This is a genomic window from Anabaena sp. TISTR 8404, from assembly GCF_056847745.1.
In genome coordinates this window covers 4,736,289-4,760,766 of record NZ_CP180578.1, presented here as the reverse complement: position 1 = coordinate 4,760,766, position 24,478 = coordinate 4,736,289, and the positions used below count along the sequence as shown (strand labels likewise).

Here is a 24,478-nt window from a genome sequence, read left to right as displayed (position 1 = left end):
GAGATTAGCGTTTTATGAGCCAGGGTGATGGATTGTTAATTATGGTTACTAGAATGGCTAAAACTCTATTTAATTGCCCATAAAGTTATCTTCCTGTGTCAACGTCTAAGTAATTGCATTTCAAAGCGAATTTAAGCCAGGTTTGAGTTTCTGCGGCTTCAGCTTCAGAATCGTTCAATTTTGCAATAAAAGCAGCCTCATAACGACGTTTTCTCCATGCTTCAGCTAAATTAGCGCAAACGGAGCATGACGACCGACGAATTTGGTCATTTGATTGGTTCTTTTTCCATTCCCCCTGCTCCCTGCCCCCTGTACCCCTGCCTCCTATCAAGACCAGAAAATAATTTCACCGTTAGGAAGTAAGCCAATCATGGAAGTGAAAGCTACACGATGTCCATTCATCGGCTCAACATAGTGATAATTTCTGGTATTGAAAAGCAATACATCGCCGACATAAGGTTGGAAAGCGATCGCATCTGCATCATTAATGACTGTATCACTGTATCCGTAGGAATCGAGTTTATATTGCTCATCTCCTGGTGTCCAACGGCGATCGTAAATGTAGGTTTTACCTTGATTGTTATCAGACAATTTCAAATACAAAGTCCAAGAAAGTTGAGTGGTAATTGTGCAAACTTCCCAGCCAGATTGCTCGAATGGGGCAAAATCAATATGAAGTTGAGTACCATTTTCAATTTTTCTGATCAATCCTGCATAATAGCTACCGTAGTCTGCCTCAGAAGCGACTCGCACCTTCGCGCCACACTCTCTAAATTTCTCCATGATGCGCTCTAATGGATTGAAGGAAGCTGCGAAAATAGAGTCTCTTAATTTAGATGCTCTTTCTACTTCTTGAAAATAATTTGCTTTACTAACGCTGTTGTATTCAAATACTGTGATGCCAACTTTTTCAATTTTAGGGGTGACATCTTCATAAGCATTAAAGACGAGTGATTGAGATTGAGCATATAACATTTCACACTCTTCGGGTGTGGCAAAGTCTTTAATCCGAATGAGAGGAATGCGGTGTTCAATCAGCTTTCTTAAAGATTCTGCTGTTAAGGGATACTCTTGATTTTTTTCCCACAGCTTTGATTGAATTTGGTTAGATGTAGCAGTCATAATACAGTTCCTTACGTTTAAATTTCAATTTTCAATTCCTACTAATATTTAGCAACGCTATGTTTGCTTGTGCTTGTTGAATACAAACTTTCAACCTTTCAGCTAAAACCTGAACATGGGGTTCAGCCAACATAGTGACATGGTTTCCTGGAACAAAATGCACATCTACTGGTTCGCAAGAATACTTATCCCAACCCATAGCTGAATCCTGTGCAATATCAGAAAACTGGCTATTCAGGCGTTCTGGAGGAATTTCGCTGGCACGTAGAAGGGTAATTTGTCCAGGATAAGTATGTTGTGGTTCATATTTAATGAGAGATAGAGAGTTTACTTTTAAAGCTTGCACGATGTTTTTTAGCTGTGTAATTTCAGCATTAGGAGGCAACATATTTACCGTTTTGAAATGCTGTAAAACTCTTTTTAGTTGTTCCTCTACAGAAAGCGATCGCAGGGTATCGTAAGAAATATCTATATTCGTTGATAAAGAAACTTCTACTGCTTTAATCGTCTCAATTAACCACCTAGCATGATCCCAATCAAGCCGCTCAATTCGTGTTTGTATGTCTTTAGAGGTTGGTGCTGGCATATCAATCATGGCAAGTAACGCAACTTGATGTCCTTGATGAACCAGCTGAGTTGCCATTTCAAAAGCTACGATACTTCCTAAAGAATGACCTCCTAAAAAGTATGGCCCTTGCGGCTGAATTGTCTGCATTGCTTGAATATAATGACTAGCCAGAGCCTTAATTCGGGTGGCTGGCTCTAGTCCATCTAAATTGTTAGCTTGAAAACTATATAGAGGTTGGTCTGCTCCTAAATAACGCCCCAAATGATACAAGTAGTAAGGCTCGCCACCAGCACCGGGAAGGCAGAAGAAAGGTAACTTGGAACCGTTTGGTTGAATCGGAACTAGACAAGACGAATTTGCATCATCCGAGTCTACTTGCAAAACGGTTGCCAACTGTTCAATTGTGGGGTTTTGGAAGAGGCTTGTTAAACTCACATCTTTACCAAACTGCTGCTGAATTTGAGCCATTAAGTAGGGAGCTAACAGCGAGTGTCCGCCAAGGTCAAAAAAGTTGTCTTGTACTCCTACTTTGTCAACTTTGAGAATTTTTGACCAAATTTGCACTAGTTGCAGTTCTAATTGGTTACGGGGTTCAACAAATGTGTCTAAGTTATTGACGTTAGCAGGTGTAGGTAAAGCGCGGCGGTCTACTTTACCGTTAGGTGTTAGTGGTAACCTATCTAGGAAGACAAAACTAGAAGGAACCATGTACTGTGGCAATTTCGTAGACAGGAAGCGGCGAATCTCACGGATGGTAGGTGTTTCCTCTTGAGTGGGGACAATGTAAGCCACTAAACGTTCTTCAGGTGCAGTTACGATAGTCTGATGCACAGATGGGTGTTGTGCTAATGTTGCCTCAATTTCTCCAAGTTCAATGCGTACACCGCGAATCTTGACTTGATGATCTTGACGACCGAGAATTTCGAGAGTGCCATTTGGAAGATAGCGACCGCGATCGCCTGTATAATACAGCAAATCTTTTTCGTCATTGCCAAAATGGTTGGTGACAAAGCGAGAACGCATTTCTTGGGCGGCGTTAATGTAGCCCAAACTGCGAAATGGAGTCCGTAAAACAATCTCGCCTGGTTCCCCAATACCGCACAGCTGATGATTTGCATCCAAAACTAAAGCTTGAGTTTCTGGAAGTGTTTGTCCGACTGGTTGCACCCCTGCTCTAGGTTCGCTGGGTACTTGGTAATAACACTTCGCCAAAGTTGTCTCTGTCGGCCCATACAGATTAACGATTTCACCTGCTTGGGGAAAAGCATCTCGCCATTGCAATACAAGCGTCTCCTTCAGAGGTTCTCCGGCTAAGAATAACCAGCGTAAGTTATGCAGAGAAACGTCTGAGGGAACATTGGCTAACCATGATTGCGCTAAGGAAGGAACTGTATGGAGAACAGAAATTTGCTCGCGTTCCAAATAACGTAAAATTTTTGTCGGTTCTAACTTATCCTCTGGTGCTGGCAGACATAAGGTTGCACCACTGGTCAAAGGTAAGAACATATCTCTCAGGACGACATCAAAGGAAAGTCCTGTTAATTGGGCAATGCGGTCTTTTTGATTAATTCCAAAGGTTTGTCTTTGCCAGCTAATAAAATGTGCTAACCCTTTGTGACACCCCAACACACCTTTAGGAACGCCAGTAGTACCAGAAGTAAAGAAAATATAGGCTGCATCATCACCAGATATTTCTGATAAGGGTATAGTATCACTGCTTTCTAAACTGGCAGATGCCGTGTCTGGATTTACATAGATAACAGTTAAAGACTGCCATATCTCCTGGTTTTCTGGAGGTTGACTATTAACGTAAAGTATGAATTTAGCTTTACCTTCCTGAAGCATTAGCTGTTGGCGATCGCGCGGAAGTTGCGGATCGAGAGTCAGTAATACTCCTCCACTTAAGAAAACGGCGAGTTCACTAGCAATCAATCCAAAACTTGGGCTTCCGTACACAGCTACAACATCACCCTTTGCGATACCGTGACTCAGCATCACTTGAGCTAAAGCTTGAGATTTATTGCCTAATTCTCCATAGTTCCAGGTGCGATCGCCTTGACGCACTGCTGAGAGTTCTGGATTGGTATTTACCCAAGAGGTAAAAGTTGTTGTGACTAATTCGTATTCTGGTTGTGGTATGGGTGTTTTAGGATCTGGTAGTAAAAATCGGGCTTGTGGTGTGACAAGAGAATAAGAGGCGATCTCTCTATCAGGCTCGACAACAATTTGATTTAACAAATGATGGTATTGTTGCAACATTTCCACCATTCGTTCTGAACTAAATAAGTCAGCATTATAGAGTAGTTGCAGAGTTGTGCCTTGTTCTTGTTCTGTAACATACAAGCTTAAGTCAAACTTAGAAGCTGCTTCTGAAACTAATATAGGTTCTACAGACAGCCCAAAAAGTTCTAGTTCGTTTTGTGCCAAATTCTGTAAATTAAACCACACCTGAAAAATTGGATTATGGCTGAGATTGCGTTCTGGCTGTAACGCTTCCACCAACATTTCAAACGGCAAATCTTGATGAGCATAAGCTCCCAACGCGACTTCTCGCACCCGTGATAGTAGTTGTCTAAAACTGGGATTTCCATCTAAACGGGTACGCAATACCAGAGTATTGATAAAAAAGCCAATTAGTGGTTCAATGTCTGCACGGTTGCGGTTAGCGATCGGTGTACCTATGCAAATATCATCCTGTCCACTATAACGCCATAGCAATATTTGGAAAGCTGCTAACAGCGTCATAAACAAAGTGACACTTTCTTTTTGACTCAATTGTTTAAGGGCAATACTTAACTCTTTCGATAGTGCTAACTCTTGATAAGCCCCCTGGTAAGTTTGCACAGCCCCTCTGGGTCGGTCAGTGGGTAGCGATAATAAAGTTGGTGCGTCTTTTAGTTGTTGTTGCCAGTAACTCAGTTGGCTTTGCAGTACATCCCCTTGCAACCACTGTCGCTGCCAAATTGCGAAATCTGCGTACTGAATCGGCAATGGTGCTAAGGGTGAAGGCTGACTTTGAGCATAAGCATTGTATAAAGCTGCTAATTCTTGAATTAACACACCCATTGACCAACCATCAGAGACAATGTGATGTATAAACACTAACAAAGCGTGTTCTGTCTGGGACAATACAACTAATGTTGCTCTGACTAATGGTTCATTTGCCAAGTCAAAAGGTTGTTGTGCTTGTGTTTGCACTAATTGCTGCAAAGCAATTTCTTGTTCAGTTGTAGATAAATGCTGCAAGTCACCAATTGATAATACTCCCTGCCCCCTGCTCCCTGCTCCCTGCTCCCTGCCTTCTATTACCTGTTCCCTAATAACTTGAATTGGTTGCCCATCAACGCTAATGAAGTTTGTGCGTAATACTTCGTGGCGATGAATAATTTCTTGTAAGCTTTGTTCTAAGGCTGTTTGATTGAGAGTTCCTACTAGACGCAAAGTTAGGGGCATATTATATGCGCCACCCAAAGGCTGTAACTGGTCTAAAAACCACAAACGTTGTTGAGCATAAGAAAGTGGTAATTGTGTATTGTTTGCCCGCCTTAAGATGGGTGGTGTAGAAAGTTCTAATTCTTTTTGCTGTAATTGCCCAATAAAATGCCCCAATTCCGCAACTGTAGCTCTAGCAAACAATTCACGCAGTGGTAATTCCACTTTGAAAATGTTGCGGATACGTGAAAGTAATTGAGTTGCTAGTAACGAATGTCCCCCCAGTTCAAAGAAGTTATCATGAATGCCCACTTGCTCTAGTTTTAAGATTTGCACCCAAATTTGCGCCAGCATTTCTTCGATTGGATTGCGTGGAGCAACGTATTTATCTGATAATTTGCTTTGTAAATCCGGTGCAGGTAAAGCACGACGGTCTATTTTGCCGTTAGGAGTGAGTGGCATTGACTCCAAAATCACAAAAGCACTTGGAACCATGTATTCTGGGAATTTTGCTTTGAGAAATTGCCGCAGTTCGCCCATTGTGAGTTGGCATTGTTGATGCACTACTACGTAACCAACTAGGCGTTTATCACCTCTGTTATCTTCACGGGCGATGACACAAGATGTTTGCACGCACTCATGTTGGCTCAGTGCTGCTTCGATTTCGCCTAACTCGATGCGGAAGCCCCGAATTTTTACTTGATTATCGATACGTCCCAGGTATTCAATATTGCCATCAGGTAAATAACGCGCTAAGTCTCCTGTTTTATACAGACGCTCGGAAGAAGCAGGGGAGCAGAGAGAAGTCCGAGCGGAGGCTTCCTCTGCTCGGAACTTCGGAGGGAGCAGGGGAGCAGAGGGGAAATCCTCTCCTCTGTCCCTCTGCCCCTCTGCCCCTCTGCCTCTTTCAAAGGGGTTACGGATAAATCTTTCCTGTGTCAACTCTGGACGGTTGAGGTAGCCTTTTGCCAAGCACGCACCACCAATATACAATTCCCCTGGCACACCAATGGGAACAGGCTGTAAATACTTATCTAGAATATATATAGTCTTGTTAGGCAGGGGACGACCAATAGGAATTTTTTTCAGATTGATGCCTTCATTTACCTGAGGAAGAGTTTCAAATACAGTTGCGGCGATAGTTGTCTCAGTGGGGCCATAAACGTTGACCAAACGAACACAAGACATTAGGCTTTGTTGCCAAAGGGCCACATATTCAGGCAACATTACATCTCCACCAACCAACACAAGTCTCAGTTGGTTGTTGGCATCTAACAATTGTGTTTGAAACCACTCTTGAGCCAATTGTTGCCAATAGGCTGTTGGAATACTAACGACAGTAATGCCAAAATCCGAAATTATTTTTTGGAAGTTTGTTGGAGTCCATACATCTGAACCTCGGAGTACCAAGGTAGCACCAACCATTAATGTATGAAATATATCTTCTAATGAGGGATCGAAGCTGATTGAGACAAACTGGAGTATGCGATCGCTCTGTACAAATTTATAAGTTTGTTGAATAGCACAGCAGTGGTTAGCGATCGCGCCATGTGGTATCATCACTCCTTTGGGTCTGCCTGTAGAACCAGAAGTATATATCACATAAGCCAAGTTAGTTGCTTGCACACTAGCGATCAGGTTTTCCTGGCTATACTTACAAATACTTTGCCAGTCAGTATCCAAAAAGACTTGTTTTGCTTGATGTTGAGGCAACTTCTCAATTAGACTATGTTGTGTTAGCAGCACCAAAACTTGAGCATCTTCTAGCATAAAGCTCAAACGCTCAGGCGGATATTCTGGGTCAAGTGGCAGATATGCCCCACCTGCTTTGAGAATCCCCAATATTCCCACAATCATTTCTAAAGAACGCTCGACGCAAATACCCACCAGCGTATCTGGTTTTACGCCCAGACTTTGTAAGTAGTACGCCAAAGAGTTAGCACGACAATTTAACTGCCGATAAGTCAGTTGTTGATTTTCAAATACTACCGCCATAGCATCCGGGGTACGCTCAACCTGTTCCTCAAACAACTGATGAATACACTTATCCTGCGGATAGTCTAATTGAGTATTGTTCCACTCAACTAATAACTGTTGTTGCTCAACTTCACTCAGCAAAGGTAATTGTGAAATCTGCTCTTTGGGATTAGCAATAATGCCTTCAAGCAATGTGACAAAATGCCCGCTCATCCGTTCGATAGTGGCTGTATCAAATAGGTCAGCGTTGTACTGCCACATACCTATTAATCCACTGGCAGTGTTCTGGAATGATAAAGTTAAATCAAACTTGGCAACTGTGCTTTGAGTTGGCAAAGGACTGAGAGTTAAGCCAGTAAGCTCTACTTCCGATATAGGAGCATTCTGGAGGACAAACAACACCTGAAATAGTGGCGTATGGCTGAGGTCGCGTTGTGGTTGCAATGCTTTGACTAACTCATCAAATGGTAAGTCTGCATGAGCATAAGCTTGCAATGTCAACTGCCGCACTCGACCCAGCAATTCTTTAAAGCTGGGGTTGCCTGACAAATCGGTGCGAAATACTAAAGTATTGACAAAAAAGCCAATTAATCGTTCTATTTCCAGGCGATCGCGGTTAGCAGTTGGCGTACCCACTACAATGTCATCGGAGCCTGTATAGCGATAAAGCAAGGTAACATAAGCTGCGAACAGCGTCATGAATAGGGTAGTTCCCTCTTGCCGACTAAAATCGGCAAGTTTTTGACTCAGTTCTTTTGATAATTTTATATATTCGACTGCACCCCGATAAGTTTGAATGGCTGGTCTTGGTCTGTCTGTAGGTAATTCCAGTAAGGTTGGAGCATTTTTGAGTTGTTGCTTCCAGTAATCAAGCTGCGTTTGCAGTACTTCTTGTTGCAAATATTGGCGTTGCCAAATTGCATAGTCAGCATACTGAATTGGTAACTCAGGTAGCTCTGGCGACAAGTTCTTACATAGGGCTGAGTAAATGGTTGCTAACTCACGCATCAATATGCCTGTTGACCAACCATCGACGATGATGTGGTGTACCGTTAATATAAAAGCGTGTTCTAGTTCTCTGAGTTTAACTACACAAGCTCGGATTAAAGGAGAACTAGCAAGGTCAAACGTTTGAGCAGCTTCTCTCGTAGCTAATTGTTGGCAAGCGATTTCTCTGTCACTTTCAGGTAGTTCTGTTAGGTCTACTACTGGCACACTTAAGGTTAAACTGTCAGCAATTACCTGGACTGGCTGTTCGTTGATGGTGCGGAAGTTGGTACGTAAAACTTCGTGACGAGCAATAATTACGTTGAGGCTTTGCTCTAGTGCCACAATGTTTAATTGACCGTGAAGTTTTATAGCTGTTTGTTCGTTGTAGAAGGGATTATCTGGTTCTAACTGGTTTAATAACCAGAGTCTTTCTTGGGCAAATGACAGAGGTAAGTTCTGAGGGCGTTTGGCTTTGACCAGAGGAAAATCTGTGTTGGTAGAAACATTTTTTTCTTGCAGTAACAAAATAAGTTCTGCTTTATTTTGAGCTAATAAGTTACGAGTTTCTAGCGTCAACACTCCCTTTGGAGCATTAACACGCAACTGCTCACCTTCAACCCACAACTTTACACCCTGATTACGAAGGTCAGCTACCAATTGCTCAGTATTCACAGAAAAATTTCCTCCAATCACCTAATTCTTAATTCCCAATCAAAATTTTTATTTAAATCGCATTTTTTATTTCTATTACACATTAATTTAATTGTTAAATTTACTATCTATAAATTGAAATTATTACTAGTTAATATTTGTGAATAATTTTATTTATTTTGCTATTTTTTAATTATCAGTAGACAGATGATCTCATTTTTATCAATAAAATGCAATGCCAGTTAAGACAGTTAAGACAGTAGGAAATAAGACAGTTAAGACAGTTAAGACAGTTAAGAAGACAGTTAAGACATTTAAGAATATCCTTATATTTAATGAATAATTACTCTCACTTGTACGGCATTAGTTTCTGCGCCTGAACTACTCAACAGCCATTAAAGTACGCACTCATATTCCCTAAACCTCTTAAAAATGGCGCAGAGGATCAAGAAACAAGATTGGAAAACCTAAACTTTTCGTTGAAAACTCAGAATATTTTTGTCCCTCTCTCTAGGGAAGATGTGTAGGTAGGTTGGGTAGAACGTAGACACCGAAGGTGGCTTCCCGCAGGGTAGTGAAACCCAACAAAGACAAGGTTTTGAGTGTTGGGTTACCCTTCAGGAAGCCGCGCGGAGCGCGTCTACGTTCCTCAAACGCCACGTACTTTAAGTCTGGCGCTCAAACGCAGTGGCTCTCCAACCTACATCTGTAGCAATAATTTTTTGAATTGGCATAACACAAAATCAAGGGTTTGGAACCCGCGCAGGCGTTTACTGAGCTTGTCCTGAGCGTAGCCGAAGGGCTTGTCGAAGTGCGGGTTTTGCCCGTGTAGCTACGACTTCAGTCGCATGGTGCAAGATATAAGTTATTGCATTTAAATTGCAATTTCTTCTCGCTCATTCATAGTTAAGTTAGCATCTAATTGGAGTTGTTCTTGTAGCTTGGCTGTAATTTCAGCGATTGTAGGAGATTCAAACAAACTGGCTACAGTTAATTTAATAGAAAAAGCATTTCGTAATCGGGATATGACTTGTACAGCTATTAAAGAATCTCCTCCTAATTCAAAAAAGTTATCATGGATACCAACTTCTTTTACTCCTAATAATTCTTGCCAAATCTGGGCAAGTTTTTGCTCAGTTGCATCACGAGGAGCTACATAAGAATTAGGTAAATTAGGTCTTGAATAGGTTGCTGATAATTTTTCAGTCTGAAAAATATCTGGCTTTGTTTGTAATACAATTTCTGATTCTTTCTGTCCAGATTTTGCGGTAAATGCGGCTGATGCAGATGCTTGAGCCATAATAATCTGATGTTCAATTGCTTCAGTTTCAGGAAAAGCCGCAACTTGCACAAAATCCTGTTCTCGTAATGCTTCAAACCACTGGTCTAGGATAATAAAAGGCTGACCTGGGCTGCGTCTTTTATCATCTAAAGGTTTCAACAGCAGACCCCAGCTAATATCAAAGTCAATTTTTGGCTGAGTTATTTCCCACACTAAGAGTAAGCCGCCAGGAGCTAATAAAGAGCGTACATGATGGAGAGTTTGATCTATATTTCGAGTGGCGTGTAAAACATTAGTGGCGATGATGACATCAAAGCTGTACTTTTCAAACCCTTGCTGGGTTGGCGACTTGTCTATATCTAGTAAACGATATTCAACAAATGGATAGTCTTTAAATTTCTCTTGCGCTTGAGTTAGGAAACCGCTACCAATATCAGTAAAAGTATAGCTGGTTCTTTGGGGTGGCAACACAGGTAATATTGCTTGTGTAGTTACGCCAGTACCTGCACCGATTTCCAAAACTCTCAGTTGAACAGATGATGGTAATGATTTGATTAGCTGTTCCAAGCTGGAACGCACAATAGAGTTGTAGTAAGTAATTAAAGCAGATTCTGAATATGAAGGTTTGTTTTCTTTTTGGTAAACCAGTTCATTGAAAATCTCTAATGGTTCTTGTTCGCCAGTCACAATAGCTGCTAAATTTTCACCACAGCGTTGGATTAAATCTAAATCTACTAAAGATGAATTAGCAAACCTTGTTCTGACTTGTTCTAAATGTTCATGAATATAATCTTGTGAACATGGCACTAGCCCAGTAAATAATTCTTCTTGTTGCTGTAGTTGTTTTTGCTCGACTAATATTTGCAACCATCTAGAAAATAATTGCTCATAGCGGGGAGAAATATCATATTTCTGCAATAAATTCTCTAAAGAATGCTTGTCTTGAGGTTTACTAAAAGCTCCTAATTTTTGGAATGCAGAATTAATGTAGGCTGTACATAAATTATCTAACCACTGTCTATTCTCTTGATAGGTTAACTCGTCGAGTTCTGCATTTCTAACGCTTGCTTGCTTTTGACCTGCTTGTGTAAGCAGGTTCCACAATTGTGATGTTGTGGGTGTTTGCGAATTTTCCCAAGCTGTTTTTTGTGGAGGGTCTATCCAATAACGTTGGCGTTCAAAGGGATAAGTTGGTAAGGGAATATGATAATACTCATCCTGGCTATAAAATCCAAACCAATCTACTTTCACCCCAGCCAACCAGAGTTGACCGAATGTGTTGAATAAAACATGAATATCAGATTGCTTTTCTTGCGGATGGCGTACTGAAGTTAAGACATTTTGCGCGGCTGCTTTGTTTGGATGTCTTTTAACAAATGTAGCTAATGTATGTCCTGGTCCTACCTCTAATAAGACTTGCTCTGGCTTTGCTAATAACTTCTCGACACCAGAAGCAAACAGCACTGTGGAACGTAGATGTTGAGCGTAATAGTCAGGATTTGTAGCTTGGGTGGTTGTAATCCAAGTACCAGTTAAGTTAGAAATATAAGGCAGTTTTGGCGGATTTAAAGTAACTTTTTTAACTTGCTCTGTAAATGCTTCTAAGATTGGTTCCATCATTTGCGAATGGAAGGCGTGGGATGTATGCAGACGACGAGATTCAATTCCTTGAGCCGCAAGCTGATTTTGTAATGCTTCTATCGCTGCTATGGAACCGGAAACTACACATTGCGAAGTTTGATTAATTGCCGCAACAGACAGTTCTTGACCTAATAGAGATTGTACGTTTTCTGCGGACAGAGGAACCGAAAGCATTGCACCTGTGGGTAGTTGCTGCATCAACTGTCCGCGTGCTGCTACCAAAGATAAGGCATCTTCTAAAGAGAAAACTTCTGCGAGAGTTGCGGCTACATATTCGCCTATACTATGACCGATCGCAGCTTGTGGTTGCACTCCCCAAGACTGCCATAATTTAGCTAAGGCGTATTCAATTACAAAAATAGCAGGTTGAGCGATCGCAGTTTGTTGAAGTTGCTTTGATGCTTCATCAATCTTTTCGTCGCTGGGATAAAGAATATGACGTAAATCTAACCCTATTAAGGGTTGAAGGAATTCTGAACAATAATCAACTTGTTCTTGAAATACTGCCTCAGTTTCATAAATTTCCCGCGCCATATTCACGTACTGAGAACCTTGACCGGGAAACATAAAGACAACAGGTCGTTCTGTAATTTCTGTATAGTTCGTAAAAACCTGTTTTGGCTCTAAATTACTCAGACCATTGACAGCATCTTCTATGTCACGACAAACTAACATCCGTCGATAATTAAAACCCCTGCGACCACTATTAAGGGTATAAGCTACATCGCCTAAGTTAACTTCTGGATGCTCTTTTAAATGCGTGGCTAAATTAGCCGTCGCCTTCTCCAACGCACTCGCCGTCTTAGCCGACAGACACAACAAGTGATGATTTCTCCCCTGCTCCCCTGCTCCCCTGCTCCCCTGCTCCAACACAGGCGCTTCTTCTAAAATCACATGAGCATTCGTCCCCCCCATTCCAAAGGAACTAACCCCAGCACGGCGAGGAGTGTTATTTGTTTTCCATTCCTTTAGGGTTGTGTTGACATAAAAAGGACTATTAGCAAAATCAATTTTGGGGTTGGGTATCTCGAAGTGCAAACTAGGAGGCAGCATTTTATGTTGCAGTGCTAACACCGTCTTAATTAAACCTGCGACACCTGCGGCTGTATCTAAATGTCCGAAGTTGGTTTTGACTGAACCAATGGCACAGAAACCTTTTTTATCAGTAGTTTGATTAAAAGCTTGAGTTAAAGCGGCAATTTCTATCGGGTCTCCTAAAGGTGTCGCTGTACCATGAGCTTCGATGTAGGAAATTGTTTCAGCATCTACACCCGCTATAGCTTGTGCTTCACCAATGACTGCGGCTTGTCCGCTAACACTAGGAGCAGTGTAGCCAACTTTTGTTGCACCATCGTTATTAATAGCCGAGCCTTTAATGATGGCATGGATATAGTCGCGATCGCTGATTGCATCCTGTAATCTTTTTAATACGACAATCCCAGCACCGCTACCTGCAATTGTCCCTTGTGCTTTTGCATCAAAAGTACGGCAGTGTCCATCAGGAGAAAGTATCATTCCCTCTTGATGCAAATAACCTATTTTCTGAGGAATACACAGAGTCACCCCACCTGCTAAAGCTATGTCACATTCACCATTTAAAAGACTTTGACACGCTACATGAACCGCAACCAAAGAAGTAGAACAGGCTGTTTGCACATTGACTGCGGGGCCAGTCAAATCGAGTTTATATGCGACTCGTGTCGGTAAAAAATCTTTATCGTTGGATATTCCTAGTTGTACAGGGTCAAATGTTGGTAATGATTGATGATGAGAAAAGATGTTTTTTAAAAAATATCTATTCATCCCCACACCACCATAAACCCCAATTAAACCATTGTAGGTTTGCGGGTCATAGCCAGCTTTTTCGACAGCCTCCCAAGCTAATTCTAAAAATAGGCGTTGTTGTGGGTCTATTAACTCAGCCTCTTTGGCACTATAAGCAAAGAAATTTGCATCAAACAATTCAATATCTTCTAGAACACCGCTTGCTTTTACATAACTCGGATTATTTATTAAATCAACAGAAACACCAGAGTTGATTAATTCTTCATCTGTCAGCCAAGAGATGCATTCTACACCATCTCGGATATTTTGCCAAAATGATTCAACATCTTTTGCGCCAGGAAATCTACCAGCAACAGCAATTATTGCTATTTCAGAATTATTAAATTCGTTATTGTCATGCACTAGATTTGTCATTTTACACCTTTCTTCTGAGAGCGATATTGTTGTCTGGATTGTAATTGCTGTTTTCTTAGAGCTTTAATTTCACTCTGGGCTTGAGTTCGAGAATTGTTTTGCTTAATGATTGGTTCTTTTTGAGATTTAGTATTTAAATATTGGCTAAGGCTATGTATAGTTGGGTAGTTAAACATATCAACTATTGATAGTTCTAAGCCCAATTTTTCTTGCAATTGCTGATTAACTTTTACTAGGAGTAATGAATGACCCCCAAGCTCAAAGAAATTATTGTAAATTCCTACATTTTCTAGAGCTAATACTTGTTGCCAAATGCCAGCAATAATTCTTTCTATCTCTGTATTTGGCATTACATAATCTAATGACTCTTGGTGTAAATCTGGGCTAGGCAGAGCGCGACGGTTTACTTTGCCGTTAGGTGTCAAAGGTAAGGACTCTAGTATGACAAAAGCGGCTGGAACCATATACCCAGGCAATTGATTAGCCAGGAATTGACGCAGTTCTTCGGTTGTGAGTGTCACGTCTTGTTGTGGTACTACATAGGCAACTAAACGCTTATTACCGCCAGTTCCTTCATGAGCAATGACACAACAGTTCTGCACATCACCATGTTGCCCCAACAGGCTTTCTATTTCTGCCAATTCAATGCGGAATCCGCGAATTTTTACTTGGTTATCAATTCGTCCCAAGTATTCAATATTGCCATCTGGTAAATAACGCGCCAAATCTCCAGTTTTGTAGAGGCGACCAGAACCGAAGGGGTTAGGAATGAATCTTTCTTGAGTTAGTTCTGTCCGGTTGAGGTAGCCTCTTGCTAACCCGACTCCACCGATATGTAACTCTCCTGGGACACCTACAGGTACTGGTTGTAAATTTTTGTCTAAGATGTAAACTTGAGTATTAGCGATCGCTCTACCAATAGTGATTTTCTCTTCATCATTGCATTTGGCGATCGTTGCACAGACAGTCGCTTCTGTCGGCCCGTAAGCGTTAAAGAAGTTTCTACCAACAGACCATTGCTTAATTAATTCAGTAGGACAAGCTTCTCCCGCGACAATGATTGTTTGCAATGCTGGCAGTTCCTCTTGTGGCATCACTGCTAGTGCCGATGGTGGTAAGGTGATATGCGTAATCGAATAATCACGTAATCGCTCAATTAACGGCTTCCCTGGCAATAGAGAGTCTTTTGTTCCCAAATACAGCGTTCCGCCTGACATTAGTGCCATGACCACTTCCCAGATAGAAGCGTCAAAGCTGAAGGAGGCAAATTGAAGAACGCGACTATTCGCACCTAAGCTAAAAGTTTGAATTTGCGCTTGAGCTAAGTTGCACAGTCCTTTATGCTCAACCATCACACCTTTCGGTCTACCTGTTGAGCCAGAGGTGTAAATCAAATTCGCTAGATGAAAAGCTCTAACTCCACTGTCTGGGTTATCTTGATTGTTCTGGGCAATTTGTGACCAAGCTGCATCTATACAAACAACTTTTGCTTGATTTGGAGGAAGTTTATCAACGAGTCGCTGCTGAGTTAACAGTAGGGAAACTTGAGTATCTTCTAACATGAAGCTCAGGCGTTCCGATGGATACTCAGGGTCAAGTGGCAGATATGCTCCGCCAGCTTTGAGAATACCTAGTAGTCCCACCACCATCTCTATTGAGCGTTCTACACAAATACCTATCAGCGTATCTGGTTTTACACCCAGCGATCGCAAATAATGCGCTAAAGAGTTAGCACGACAATTTAATTGCTGGTAGGTGAGTTGTTGATTTTCAAATACTACCGCTACAGCATGGGGGGTACGCTCTACTTGCTCCTCAAACAATTGATGGATACACTTATCTTCAGGGTAGTCCAACCGTGTATGATTCCAATCAACCAATAACTGCTGTTGTTCAACTGCTGTCAGCAGTGGTAACTGGGAAATTCGCTCTTGAGGATTGACGACAATTGCTGACAGCAATGTGACAAAATGACCAGTCATTCGTTCAATTGTGCTGGCATCAAACAAGTCAGTATTGTACTCCCACACGCCCACCAATCCTTGGGTAGTGTTTTCCATCGATAAAGCCAAATCAACCTTTGTAGTTGTGCTTTCTACTGGTAATGAACTAACAGTTAAGCCAGCAAGCTCTAATTCTTGTACGGGTGAATTCTGAAGGTTGAACACCACCTGAAATAGAGGTGTATGACTGAGATTCCGTTCTGGTTGTAATGCTTCCACCAACATTTCAAACGGTAAATTCTGATGAGCATACGCGCCTAAAGCGACTTCTCGAACACGGCTTAGTAATTCGCTAAAAGTGGGATTGTCTGCGGTGTTGGTACGCATGACTAAGGTATTGACAAAAAAGCCGATTAACCCTTCTATTTCTGAGCGATCGCGGTTAGCAATTGGTGTACCCACCAAAATATCTGACTGTCCTGTGTAGCGATAAAGCAGAGTATCATAAGCTGCCAACAACGTCATAAAAAGAGTACAACCTTGCTCCTGGCTCAGTTTTGTCAACCTATCAGTTAATTGGGCTGAAAGTGGAAACTTCTGATATGCGCCAGCGAAAGTTTGCACAGGTGGTCTTGGTCGGTCTGTAGGTAGGGACAACAAGGCTGGTGCATCTTTTAGTTGCTCTTGCCAGTAATTTAGTTGGTTTTGTAATACATCTCCTTGTAACCACTGTCTTTGCCAAATTGCAAAATCTGCATACTGAATCGGCAATGGTGTTAAAGGTGACGGCTGACCTTGAGAATAAGCATTGTATAAAGCTGCTAATTCTTGGACAAACACACCCATTGACCAGCCATCAAAGACAATGTGATGTATAAACACTAACAATGCCTGTTCTGTCTCAGACAATACTACTAATGTTGTCCTGATTAATGATTCATCTGCCAAGTTAAAAGGTCGTTGTCCTTGTTCTTGCGCTAATTGCTGCAAAGCAATTTCTCTTTCGCTTGTGGATAAATGCTGTACATCAACAATTGATAATACTCCCTGCCCCCTGCTCCCTGCTCCCTGCTCCCTGCCTTCTATTACCTGTTCCCTAATAACTTGAACTGGTTCTCCATCAACTGTAATGAAGTTAGTGCGTAAAGCTTCGTGGCGATAAATAATTTCTCGTAAGCTGTGTTCTAAAGCAGTTCGATTGAGAGTGCCAACTAGACGCAAAGCTACAAGTAAGTTGTAGAAAGGACTATTGGGATTTAACTTGTCTAAAAACCACAAACGCTGTTGAGCATAAGACAGTGGTAATTCTGCATCCCTTGCTCTTGGTAAGATGGCTGATGTTGTTAGATCCTGTTGCTGCAACTGTTGAATATGTTGAGATAATTCGGCAACCGTTGGGGCAGCAAATAAGCTCCGCAGAGGTAATTCTACATTCAAGCTACTACGCACGCGGGAAACCAGTTGCGTTGCTAATAGCGAATGTCCGCCAAGTTCAAAGAAATTATCATGAATGCCAACTCGCTCAACTTTCAGCACTTGCGCCCAAATCAGTGACAAGATTTCCTCAATTGGGTTACGTGGAGCGACATACTGATCTGATAATTGGTTGTGTAAATCAGGTGCAGGTAAAGCGCGGCGGTCTAATTTCCTGTTAGCAGAAAGCGGTAGAGCCTCCAAGATGACTATTGCACTTGGAACCATATACTCTGGTAACTTTTCCTTGAGGAAGTTACGTACTTCGCTAATAGAGATTGTCTGCGCTGGTTGCGGCACAATATAAGCAACTAAGCGTTTATCACCTGGTGTATCTTCACGAACAACTGCACAAGACGCTTGTACATCAGTTAGTTGACCCAGTACCGCTTCAACTTCGCCCAACTCAATGCGGAAACCCCGAATTTTAACTTGATTGTCAATACGTCCTAAAGATTCAAGCTTACCGTCAGGTAAATAACGCGCCAAATCCCCTGTTTTGTAGAGACGGGAATTAGGATCAGTGCTAAAGGGGTTGAAAATAAATTTCTCTTGTGTTAGCTGAGGTCTGTTGAAGTAGCCCTGAGCTAAAAGCGCACCTGCAATATACACTTCTCCTTGAACACCCACTGGTACAGGCTGTAGATATTTATCGAGGATGTAAATTTGCGTATTAGAAATGGGTCGCCCAATGGAAGGAAGTAGCGGCCAAGTGTCTATTATTGCATCAGGCAGAGTGTAACTGGTGGCTAAATGGCTTTCTGACGGCCCATACTGATTATGCAAAGTAATATCAGTTAGTTTGCTCAACCAACCAGATATCGCAGGGGTAATTTGTAACTGTTCTCCAGAAGTAATAATTTCCCGCAAACCAGTATTAACTATGTCATTCCCCAAGGCGACTTCTGCAAGTTGCTGTAAGCCGACAACAGGGAGAAACATTCTCTGAATTTGTTTCTCTTGCAGAAAACCTAACAATGCTAAAGCATCACGGCGTAATTCCTCTGTGATGAGGAACAATGTACCGCCGGAACACCAAGTAGTGAAGATTTCTTGGAAGGAGACATCAAAGCTAACCGAAGCAAATTGCAGGGTTTTTGCACGAGCAATTTTCAGGTTGTCCCGATGCCACAAGATATGATTGCAAAGGGCAAGCTGACTCATGGCTATACCCTTTGGTTGACCTGTGGAACCAGAAGTGTAAATTATATAAACTAAGTTATTGGGTTGTACGCCAGAAATTACGTTATCTGTGCTGCACTGAGAAATTAATTCTGCGTCAGTATCTAGACAAATAAGTTTTGCCTGATTTGGTGGGAGTCTGTCAATCAGTTGCTGTTGAGTGAGTAAAACTTTAACTTGAGTATCTTCTAAAATAAAGCTCAAGCGATCGCTCGGATACTCTGGGTCAAGTGGTACATACGCTGCACCCGCTTTGAGAATTGCCAGCAGTCCGATGACCATCTCTAAAGAACGCTCGACACACAGCCCAACCAAAGTATCTGGTTTTACACCCACAGACTGTAAGTAGTGTGCCAACTGATTAGCGCGGTAGTTTAATTGGGAGTAAGTTAGAGACGCGATATATCGCGTCTGTACATCTTGAAACTCCACCGCCACTGCATCGGGTGTCAGTTCCACCTGCTCCTCAAACAACTGATGGATGCACTTATGTAGGGGATAATCTACAAAAGTATCGTTCCACTTCACTAATAACTGCTGTTGCTCAACTGCTGTTAGCAGTGGCAATTGAGAAATTCGTTGTTCTGGGTTAGCAGTAATCCCTTCAAGTAATGTGACAAAATGACTTGTCATACGATCAATGGTACTAGCATCAAACAAGTCTGTGTTGTACTCCCACAACCCTATCAGCCCAGTAGGACTGTTTTGCATGATTAAGGTTAAATCAAACCTGGAAGTTGTACCTTTAATAAAGAAGGAATTGACACTTAGCCCTGTTAGTTCTAATCCAGATGTGGGTGCATTCTGGAGAACGAACATTACTTGAAACAGTGGTGAATAACTAAGATCCCGTTCTGGCTGCAATGCTTCCACTAGCATTTCAAAGGGCAAATGCTGATGAGAGTATGCCTGCATTGCCATGTCTCGAACTCGACTTAGTAATTCGCTAAAGGTGGGATTACCTGCTAAGTCAGCCCGCATGACTAAGGTATTGACAAAAAAGCCAATTAACCCTTCTATCTCGGAGCGATCGCGGTTAGCAATGGGCGAACCCACCAATATATCTTCTTGTCCTGTGTAGCGATAAAGCAGGGTATCGAATGCTGCCAACAGTGTCATGAACAAAGTTACCCCTTGTTCTTGGCTCAGTTTTGTCAGCTTATTAGTTAGTTCAGCAGAAAGTGCAAATTCTTGATGTGTGCCGTTATAAGTCTGCTGGGCTGGTCTGGGTCGGTCTGTGGGTAAGGATAATAAAGCTGGTGCATCTTTTAGTTGTTGTTCCCAGTAACTTAATTGGCTTTGCAATACATCTTCTACTAGCCACTGTCTTTGCCACAAGGCGAAATCTGCATACTGAATTGGCAGTTGTGCTAAAGGTGACGGCTGACCTATTGAGTAAGCATTGTAAAGTGTTGCTAGTTCCGAGACAAACACACCCATTGACCAGCCATCTGCGACTATGTGGTGCATACAGACGAACAAGATGTTTTCTGTGTCGGATAGCACTACTAATTTAGCTCTGACTAATGCTTCTTTTGCTAGGTCAAAGGGTTGGCTAAATTGTTGTTGTCCTAGTTGCTGTACAGTTATCTCTTGTTCATTTACGGATAAATGTTTTAAATCAACAACGCAAACAATTCCCTGTTTACTATTCCCTATTCCCCTAATAACTTGAATTGGTTGCCCATCAATGGTTATGAAGTTGGTGCGTAAGGCTTCGTGGCGTGCAATGATTTCTTGTAAGCTCTGCTCTAAAGCGGTAAATTGCAATTTTCCTGTTAAACGCAACGCTATGGGTATGTTATAGAAGGGGCTGTCTGGCTCGAACTGGTCTAGGAACCATAAACGCTGTTGAGCGAATGATAATTGTAAGTCTGCGTCCTCTGCCCGCCTTAAGATTGGTGCTGTAGAAAGTTCTAAGTCCTGTTGTTGTAAATGTGCGATCGCTTGCGCTAATTCTGCAACTGTAGCTCTTGCAAACAACTCGCGTAATGGTAATTCTACTTTGAAAATGTTGCGGATGCGTGAAACCAATTGTGTTGCGAGTAGCGAGTGTCCCCCTAGTTCAAAGAAGTTATCATGAATACCCACTTGCTCTACTTTCAGCACTTGCGCCCAAATTTGCGCCAGTATTTCCTCTGTTGGAGTACGCGGTGCAATATATTTTTCTTGTAGGGTGCTGTCTAACTCTGGTTTTGGCAGGGCGCGGCGGTCTACTTTACCGTTAGAGGTGAGGGGTAAGGATTTCAGCAGTACAAAAGCACTTGGGATCATGTACTCTGGCAACTTTGCCTTAAGAAACCCACGCAATTCTGGGACTGTAGGATATTGTTCTACCTGCGGCACTACATAAGCCACTAAACGTTTGTCGCCCGGTTCATCTTCTCTTACTACCACTACACTTTCCCAAATGGCTGGGTGAGAAGCTAGTAATGCTTCCATTTCGCCCAACTCAATGCGGAAACCGCGAATTTTTACTTGGTTATCGATGCGTCCTAAATACTCTAACTCACCGTTGGGTAAATAACGCGCTAAATCACCTGTTTTGTATAGTCGTGCTTGAGGGTTGTTGCTAAAAGGATTAAAGATAAACCGTTGTTGTGTCAATTCGGAACGGTTCAAATAACCACGCGCTACTCCAGCACCACCAACATACATCTCGCCAGGAACACAAATTGGTACTGGTTGTTGATGTTCGTCTAGTACATACACCTGCAAATCTGGTATTGGGCAACCAATTACACTGGCTGTGCCATGCAAATCAGCTTTACTCAAGGGGCGATAGGTAACGTGTACGGTGGTTTCTGTAATCCCGTACATATTCACCAATTGCGGCGACAAGTCGCCGTGGCGTTCAAACCAAGGTTGCAAACTCTTGAGTTCTAAGGCTTCACCACCAAATATGACTAGGCGTAAGTTCAAGTCGTTAGTAGCTGTTATTGACTGTTCGGCTTGAATTAACTGGCGGAAGGCGGAAGGTGTTTGGTTGAGAACTGTGACTTTTTCTTGACACAATAAATTGTAGAAAGATTCAGGCGATCGCGTCACTAAATACGGTACTACTACCAGTCTTCCACCATACAGCAATGCCCCCCAAATTTCCCATACGGAAAAGTCGAAGGCGTAAGAGTGGAACATTGTCCACACATCATCAGAATTGAATTTATACCAAGCGTCTGTAGCTGCAAATAGACGAGTTACATTATAGTGATTAACTAAAACGCCTTTGGGTTTACCTGTAGAACCGGAAGTGTAGATGACATACGCTAAGTTATTGGGCGTTGTGGCATTTTCTGGGTTTTTGTTACTATGTTGCTTTATGGTTGAGCGATCGCTATCTATGCAAACAAGCTTTGCGCTATGCTCTGGTAGTTTGTTGAGTAATTCTTGTTGGGTGAGTAGCACAGCAACTTGAGCATCTTCTAACATGAAGCTCAAGCGGTCTTGGGGATACTCACTGTCAAGTGGGACGTAAGCACCACCCGCTTTGAGTATAGCCAATAGTCCGACAATCATATCGAGCGATCGCTCAACGCAAATACCCACTAGCACATCTGGCTCTACACCCAAAGAACGCAAATACTGTGCTAACTGGTTAGCGCGACTATTTAACTGGTCGTAGGTGAGTTGCTCGTTTTCAAACACAACTGCTACAGCATCAGGTGTACGTTCTACCTGCTCTTCAAATAATTGATGAATACATTTATCTTGGGGATAGTCTGTTTGAGTATTGTTCCATTCAAGCAATAACTGTTGCTGCTCAATTTGTGTAAGTAAAGGTAATTGCCAAATTTGTGCTTCAGGGTTGGCAACAATTCCTTCCAGCAAGGTCACAAAATGCCCTGCCATGCGCCTGATTGTCGATGCTTCAAACAGGTCAGTATTGTACTGCCAGCATGGCTCTAAAATCCCCTGAGCTTCTCGCACCATTAAACTCAGGTCTAACTGTGCGCCCCTTTGCCCAAGCAAATAAGGCTCCATTTCCAGCACTAGTTCTTGACTGTGCAAAGAATTTTCTGTTTGTTCACACCAAGTTTGTGCTTGCCAAGCGAAACTAACTTGACACAAAGGATGGCGACTAGGATCTCTTTGTGGTTGGAGTTGTTCTGCTAACAGAGAAAATGGGTAATCTTGATGCTTTTGGGCTTGTCTAACTGTTTTGCTGACTTGAGTAAGAAGTTCATGAAATGTGCCATCTTCCTGTACAGAAACTCGTAAAACAGTCAGGTTGGAAAAGTAGCCAACTATCTCTTTAAACTCTTTGCCCGGCCGACCTCTCATTGGGCTGCCTATGAGAATGTCTGTTTGATTGGTATAGCGGTAAAGTTGGACGTAAAATGCTGTGAGCAGAATTTGATAAAGACTGCTTCCAGAAGCGAGAGCTAGATTCTTGAGTTTTTGAGTTAACTGTTCATCTAGCTTTAAAATATGTGATGCTCCTTGATAAGTCTGTACTGGGGGGCGGGGTTTATCTGGGAGCAAGTTTAAAATTGGTAATTCGCCAGCTAATTGTTTTTGCCAGTATTGTCGCTGTTTTTCTCCCCTTGAACTCGATAACATTTCTGATTGCCAGCGAACAAAATCTGCATAAGATTTCTTCTTGCTTAAAGAATCTGCTGTTACCTGGGTTTGTTTTTGATTAGCTTGCTCAATTTCCTTAGCATACAAAGTTTGAAATTCACTCAGTAGTAAATCATAAGACCACATATCCCCAGCAATGTGGTGCATTGTTAGCATGAGAACGTGTTCTTGCGCTGAACGAATGAATAAATTTACCCTGATAATTGAATCTTTTTCTAAGTTAAAAGGTTGATCGGCTATAGCATAAATTTTTTCTTTTAATTCGTCTTCACTCCAATTGCTGGCATCTATTACTTCAACATTAATTGTTTGATGTTCGTTAAGTTGTTGAACAGGCTTGCCTTCATGACTGGTATATGTGGTTCTGAGAATAGAATGGTTTTGAATAATTTTTTTCCATACATTATTAAAAATAGAAATATTTAAATTACAATTAATTTTCGCTGTAATAAATATATTATATGCAATGCTTTCAGGATCAACCTGATGAATAAGCCACATTGCTTCTTGTCCAGATGAAAGTGTATAACTATTTTTAATAATTGTGTCCATTATAATCCCTAAAAAATTACGTAATATTTTTAATATTATTTCACTTCATTGAAAATAATTAAATGTGTTAAAGTCATCTGGGTCAGCAACTCCTACTTTTAATTGTTATTTTTCATGTATTTTTTATTCCTATACAATCATTCACAGTCAAGCTTGAACAAATAGTAACTGCTATATATTATTTCTGTATATATATGTTCTACAAATTGAATTTTTCAATATTCAAATAATTAAAAAATTTGAATGCACTTATGTTTTTTTAAATTCCCCTCTTTATTTAAATTTAATCAAATTTTATAGATTTTACATAATTATTGTTTTTGTAATTATTCAATCGTATTAATAATCTCAGTTTTATTAATAAAATGCAATAGCAGTTAAGACAGTTAAGGAAACAGTTAAATAGACGAAAGTAGACAGTTAAGACAGTTAAGACAACTAAGCGGACAGTTAAGACAGTTAAGACAGTTAATAAATAATATTAAGAACCAATGAAAAAATAAATAGCCTTCAGCAACCGCATCCTTGACAAGGAGATAACTGCGCCAGCATCAAGGGCAATCACTCATAATCACACAAAGTCTATGTTTATCCATAAGAGAAGGTCAGCGTAAATCACCTTGAGTGCTTGGTAAAATCAAGGCGAGCGATGTTTTTTAGTTTAACCTGAAACTTCTACATCAAGATTAGTTGAGGCAAAGTGATCGCCGGATAAATAAGCATTGATGACTTTTTGAGTTTGAGCAATTAGAAAAGTCTTTTAAAACATCCTCGTCACAACAAGCTCTCGAACAGGAAAATACTCTTCCTGTGATTAAATGTCACAATGAATCATTGCTGCATTATTTATTGTTCCAAAAGCGAGCGCAATTTGTTCTTTGAGGT

General features: G+C 41.4%; 4 protein-coding genes and 2 pseudogenes. All 6 read right to left on the bottom strand.

Annotated elements, in window-relative coordinates; genetic code table 11:
• Positions 1 to 4: 4 nt before the first annotated feature.
• The 6 genes and pseudogenes from ACMX3D_RS20620 to ACMX3D_RS20595 all read right to left on the bottom strand — a co-directional run bounded on the left by ACMX3D_RS20620 (position 5) and on the right by ACMX3D_RS20595 (position 23,593).
• Positions 5 to 328, bottom strand: a pseudogene (locus tag ACMX3D_RS20620) (four helix bundle protein).
• Complete coding sequence (locus ACMX3D_RS20615) at positions 328 to 1,122, bottom strand: 2OG-Fe(II)-dependent halogenase WelO5 family protein (protein WP_482747702.1); 795 nt, start codon at positions 1,120 to 1,122, stop codon at positions 328 to 330. The pseudogene ACMX3D_RS20620 and the gene ACMX3D_RS20615 overlap by 1 nt, the downstream one beginning before the upstream one ends.
• A gap of 31 nt (positions 1,123 to 1,153) precedes the next feature.
• Positions 1,154 to 8,761: pseudogene (locus ACMX3D_RS20610) on the bottom strand (amino acid adenylation domain-containing protein); the annotation flags it as partial.
• A 489-nt stretch (positions 8,762 to 9,250) separates the two neighbouring features.
• Complete coding sequence (locus ACMX3D_RS20605; protein ID WP_482747701.1) at positions 9,251 to 9,400, bottom strand: hypothetical protein; 150 nt, start codon at positions 9,398 to 9,400, stop codon at positions 9,251 to 9,253.
• A 214-nt stretch (positions 9,401 to 9,614) separates the two neighbouring features.
• On the bottom strand, positions 9,615 to 13,862 hold the full coding sequence (locus ACMX3D_RS20600) for a beta-ketoacyl synthase N-terminal-like domain-containing protein (RefSeq protein WP_482747700.1): 4,248 nt from the start codon (positions 13,860 to 13,862) through the stop codon (positions 9,615 to 9,617).
• A complete protein-coding gene (locus tag ACMX3D_RS20595) occupies positions 13,859 to 23,593 on the bottom strand; it encodes a non-ribosomal peptide synthetase (RefSeq protein WP_482747699.1) in 9,735 nt (3,244 codons plus the stop codon). Before ACMX3D_RS20595 ends, ACMX3D_RS20600 begins: the two co-directional genes overlap by 4 nt.
• Between the last annotated feature and the right edge of the window lie 885 nt (positions 23,594 to 24,478).

Excerpts from the sequence above, each read along its gene's own strand:
- ACMX3D_RS20615 (WP_482747702.1), bottom strand. The coding sequence starts at position 1,122 with ATGACTGCTACATCTAACCAAATTCAATCAAAGCTGTGGGAAAAAAAT.
- ACMX3D_RS20600 (WP_482747700.1), bottom strand. The coding sequence starts at position 13,862 with ATGACAAATCTAGTGCATGACAATAACGAATTTAATAATTCTGAAATA.
- ACMX3D_RS20595 (WP_482747699.1), bottom strand. The coding sequence starts at position 23,593 with ATGGACACAATTATTAAAAATAGTTATACACTTTCATCTGGACAAGAA.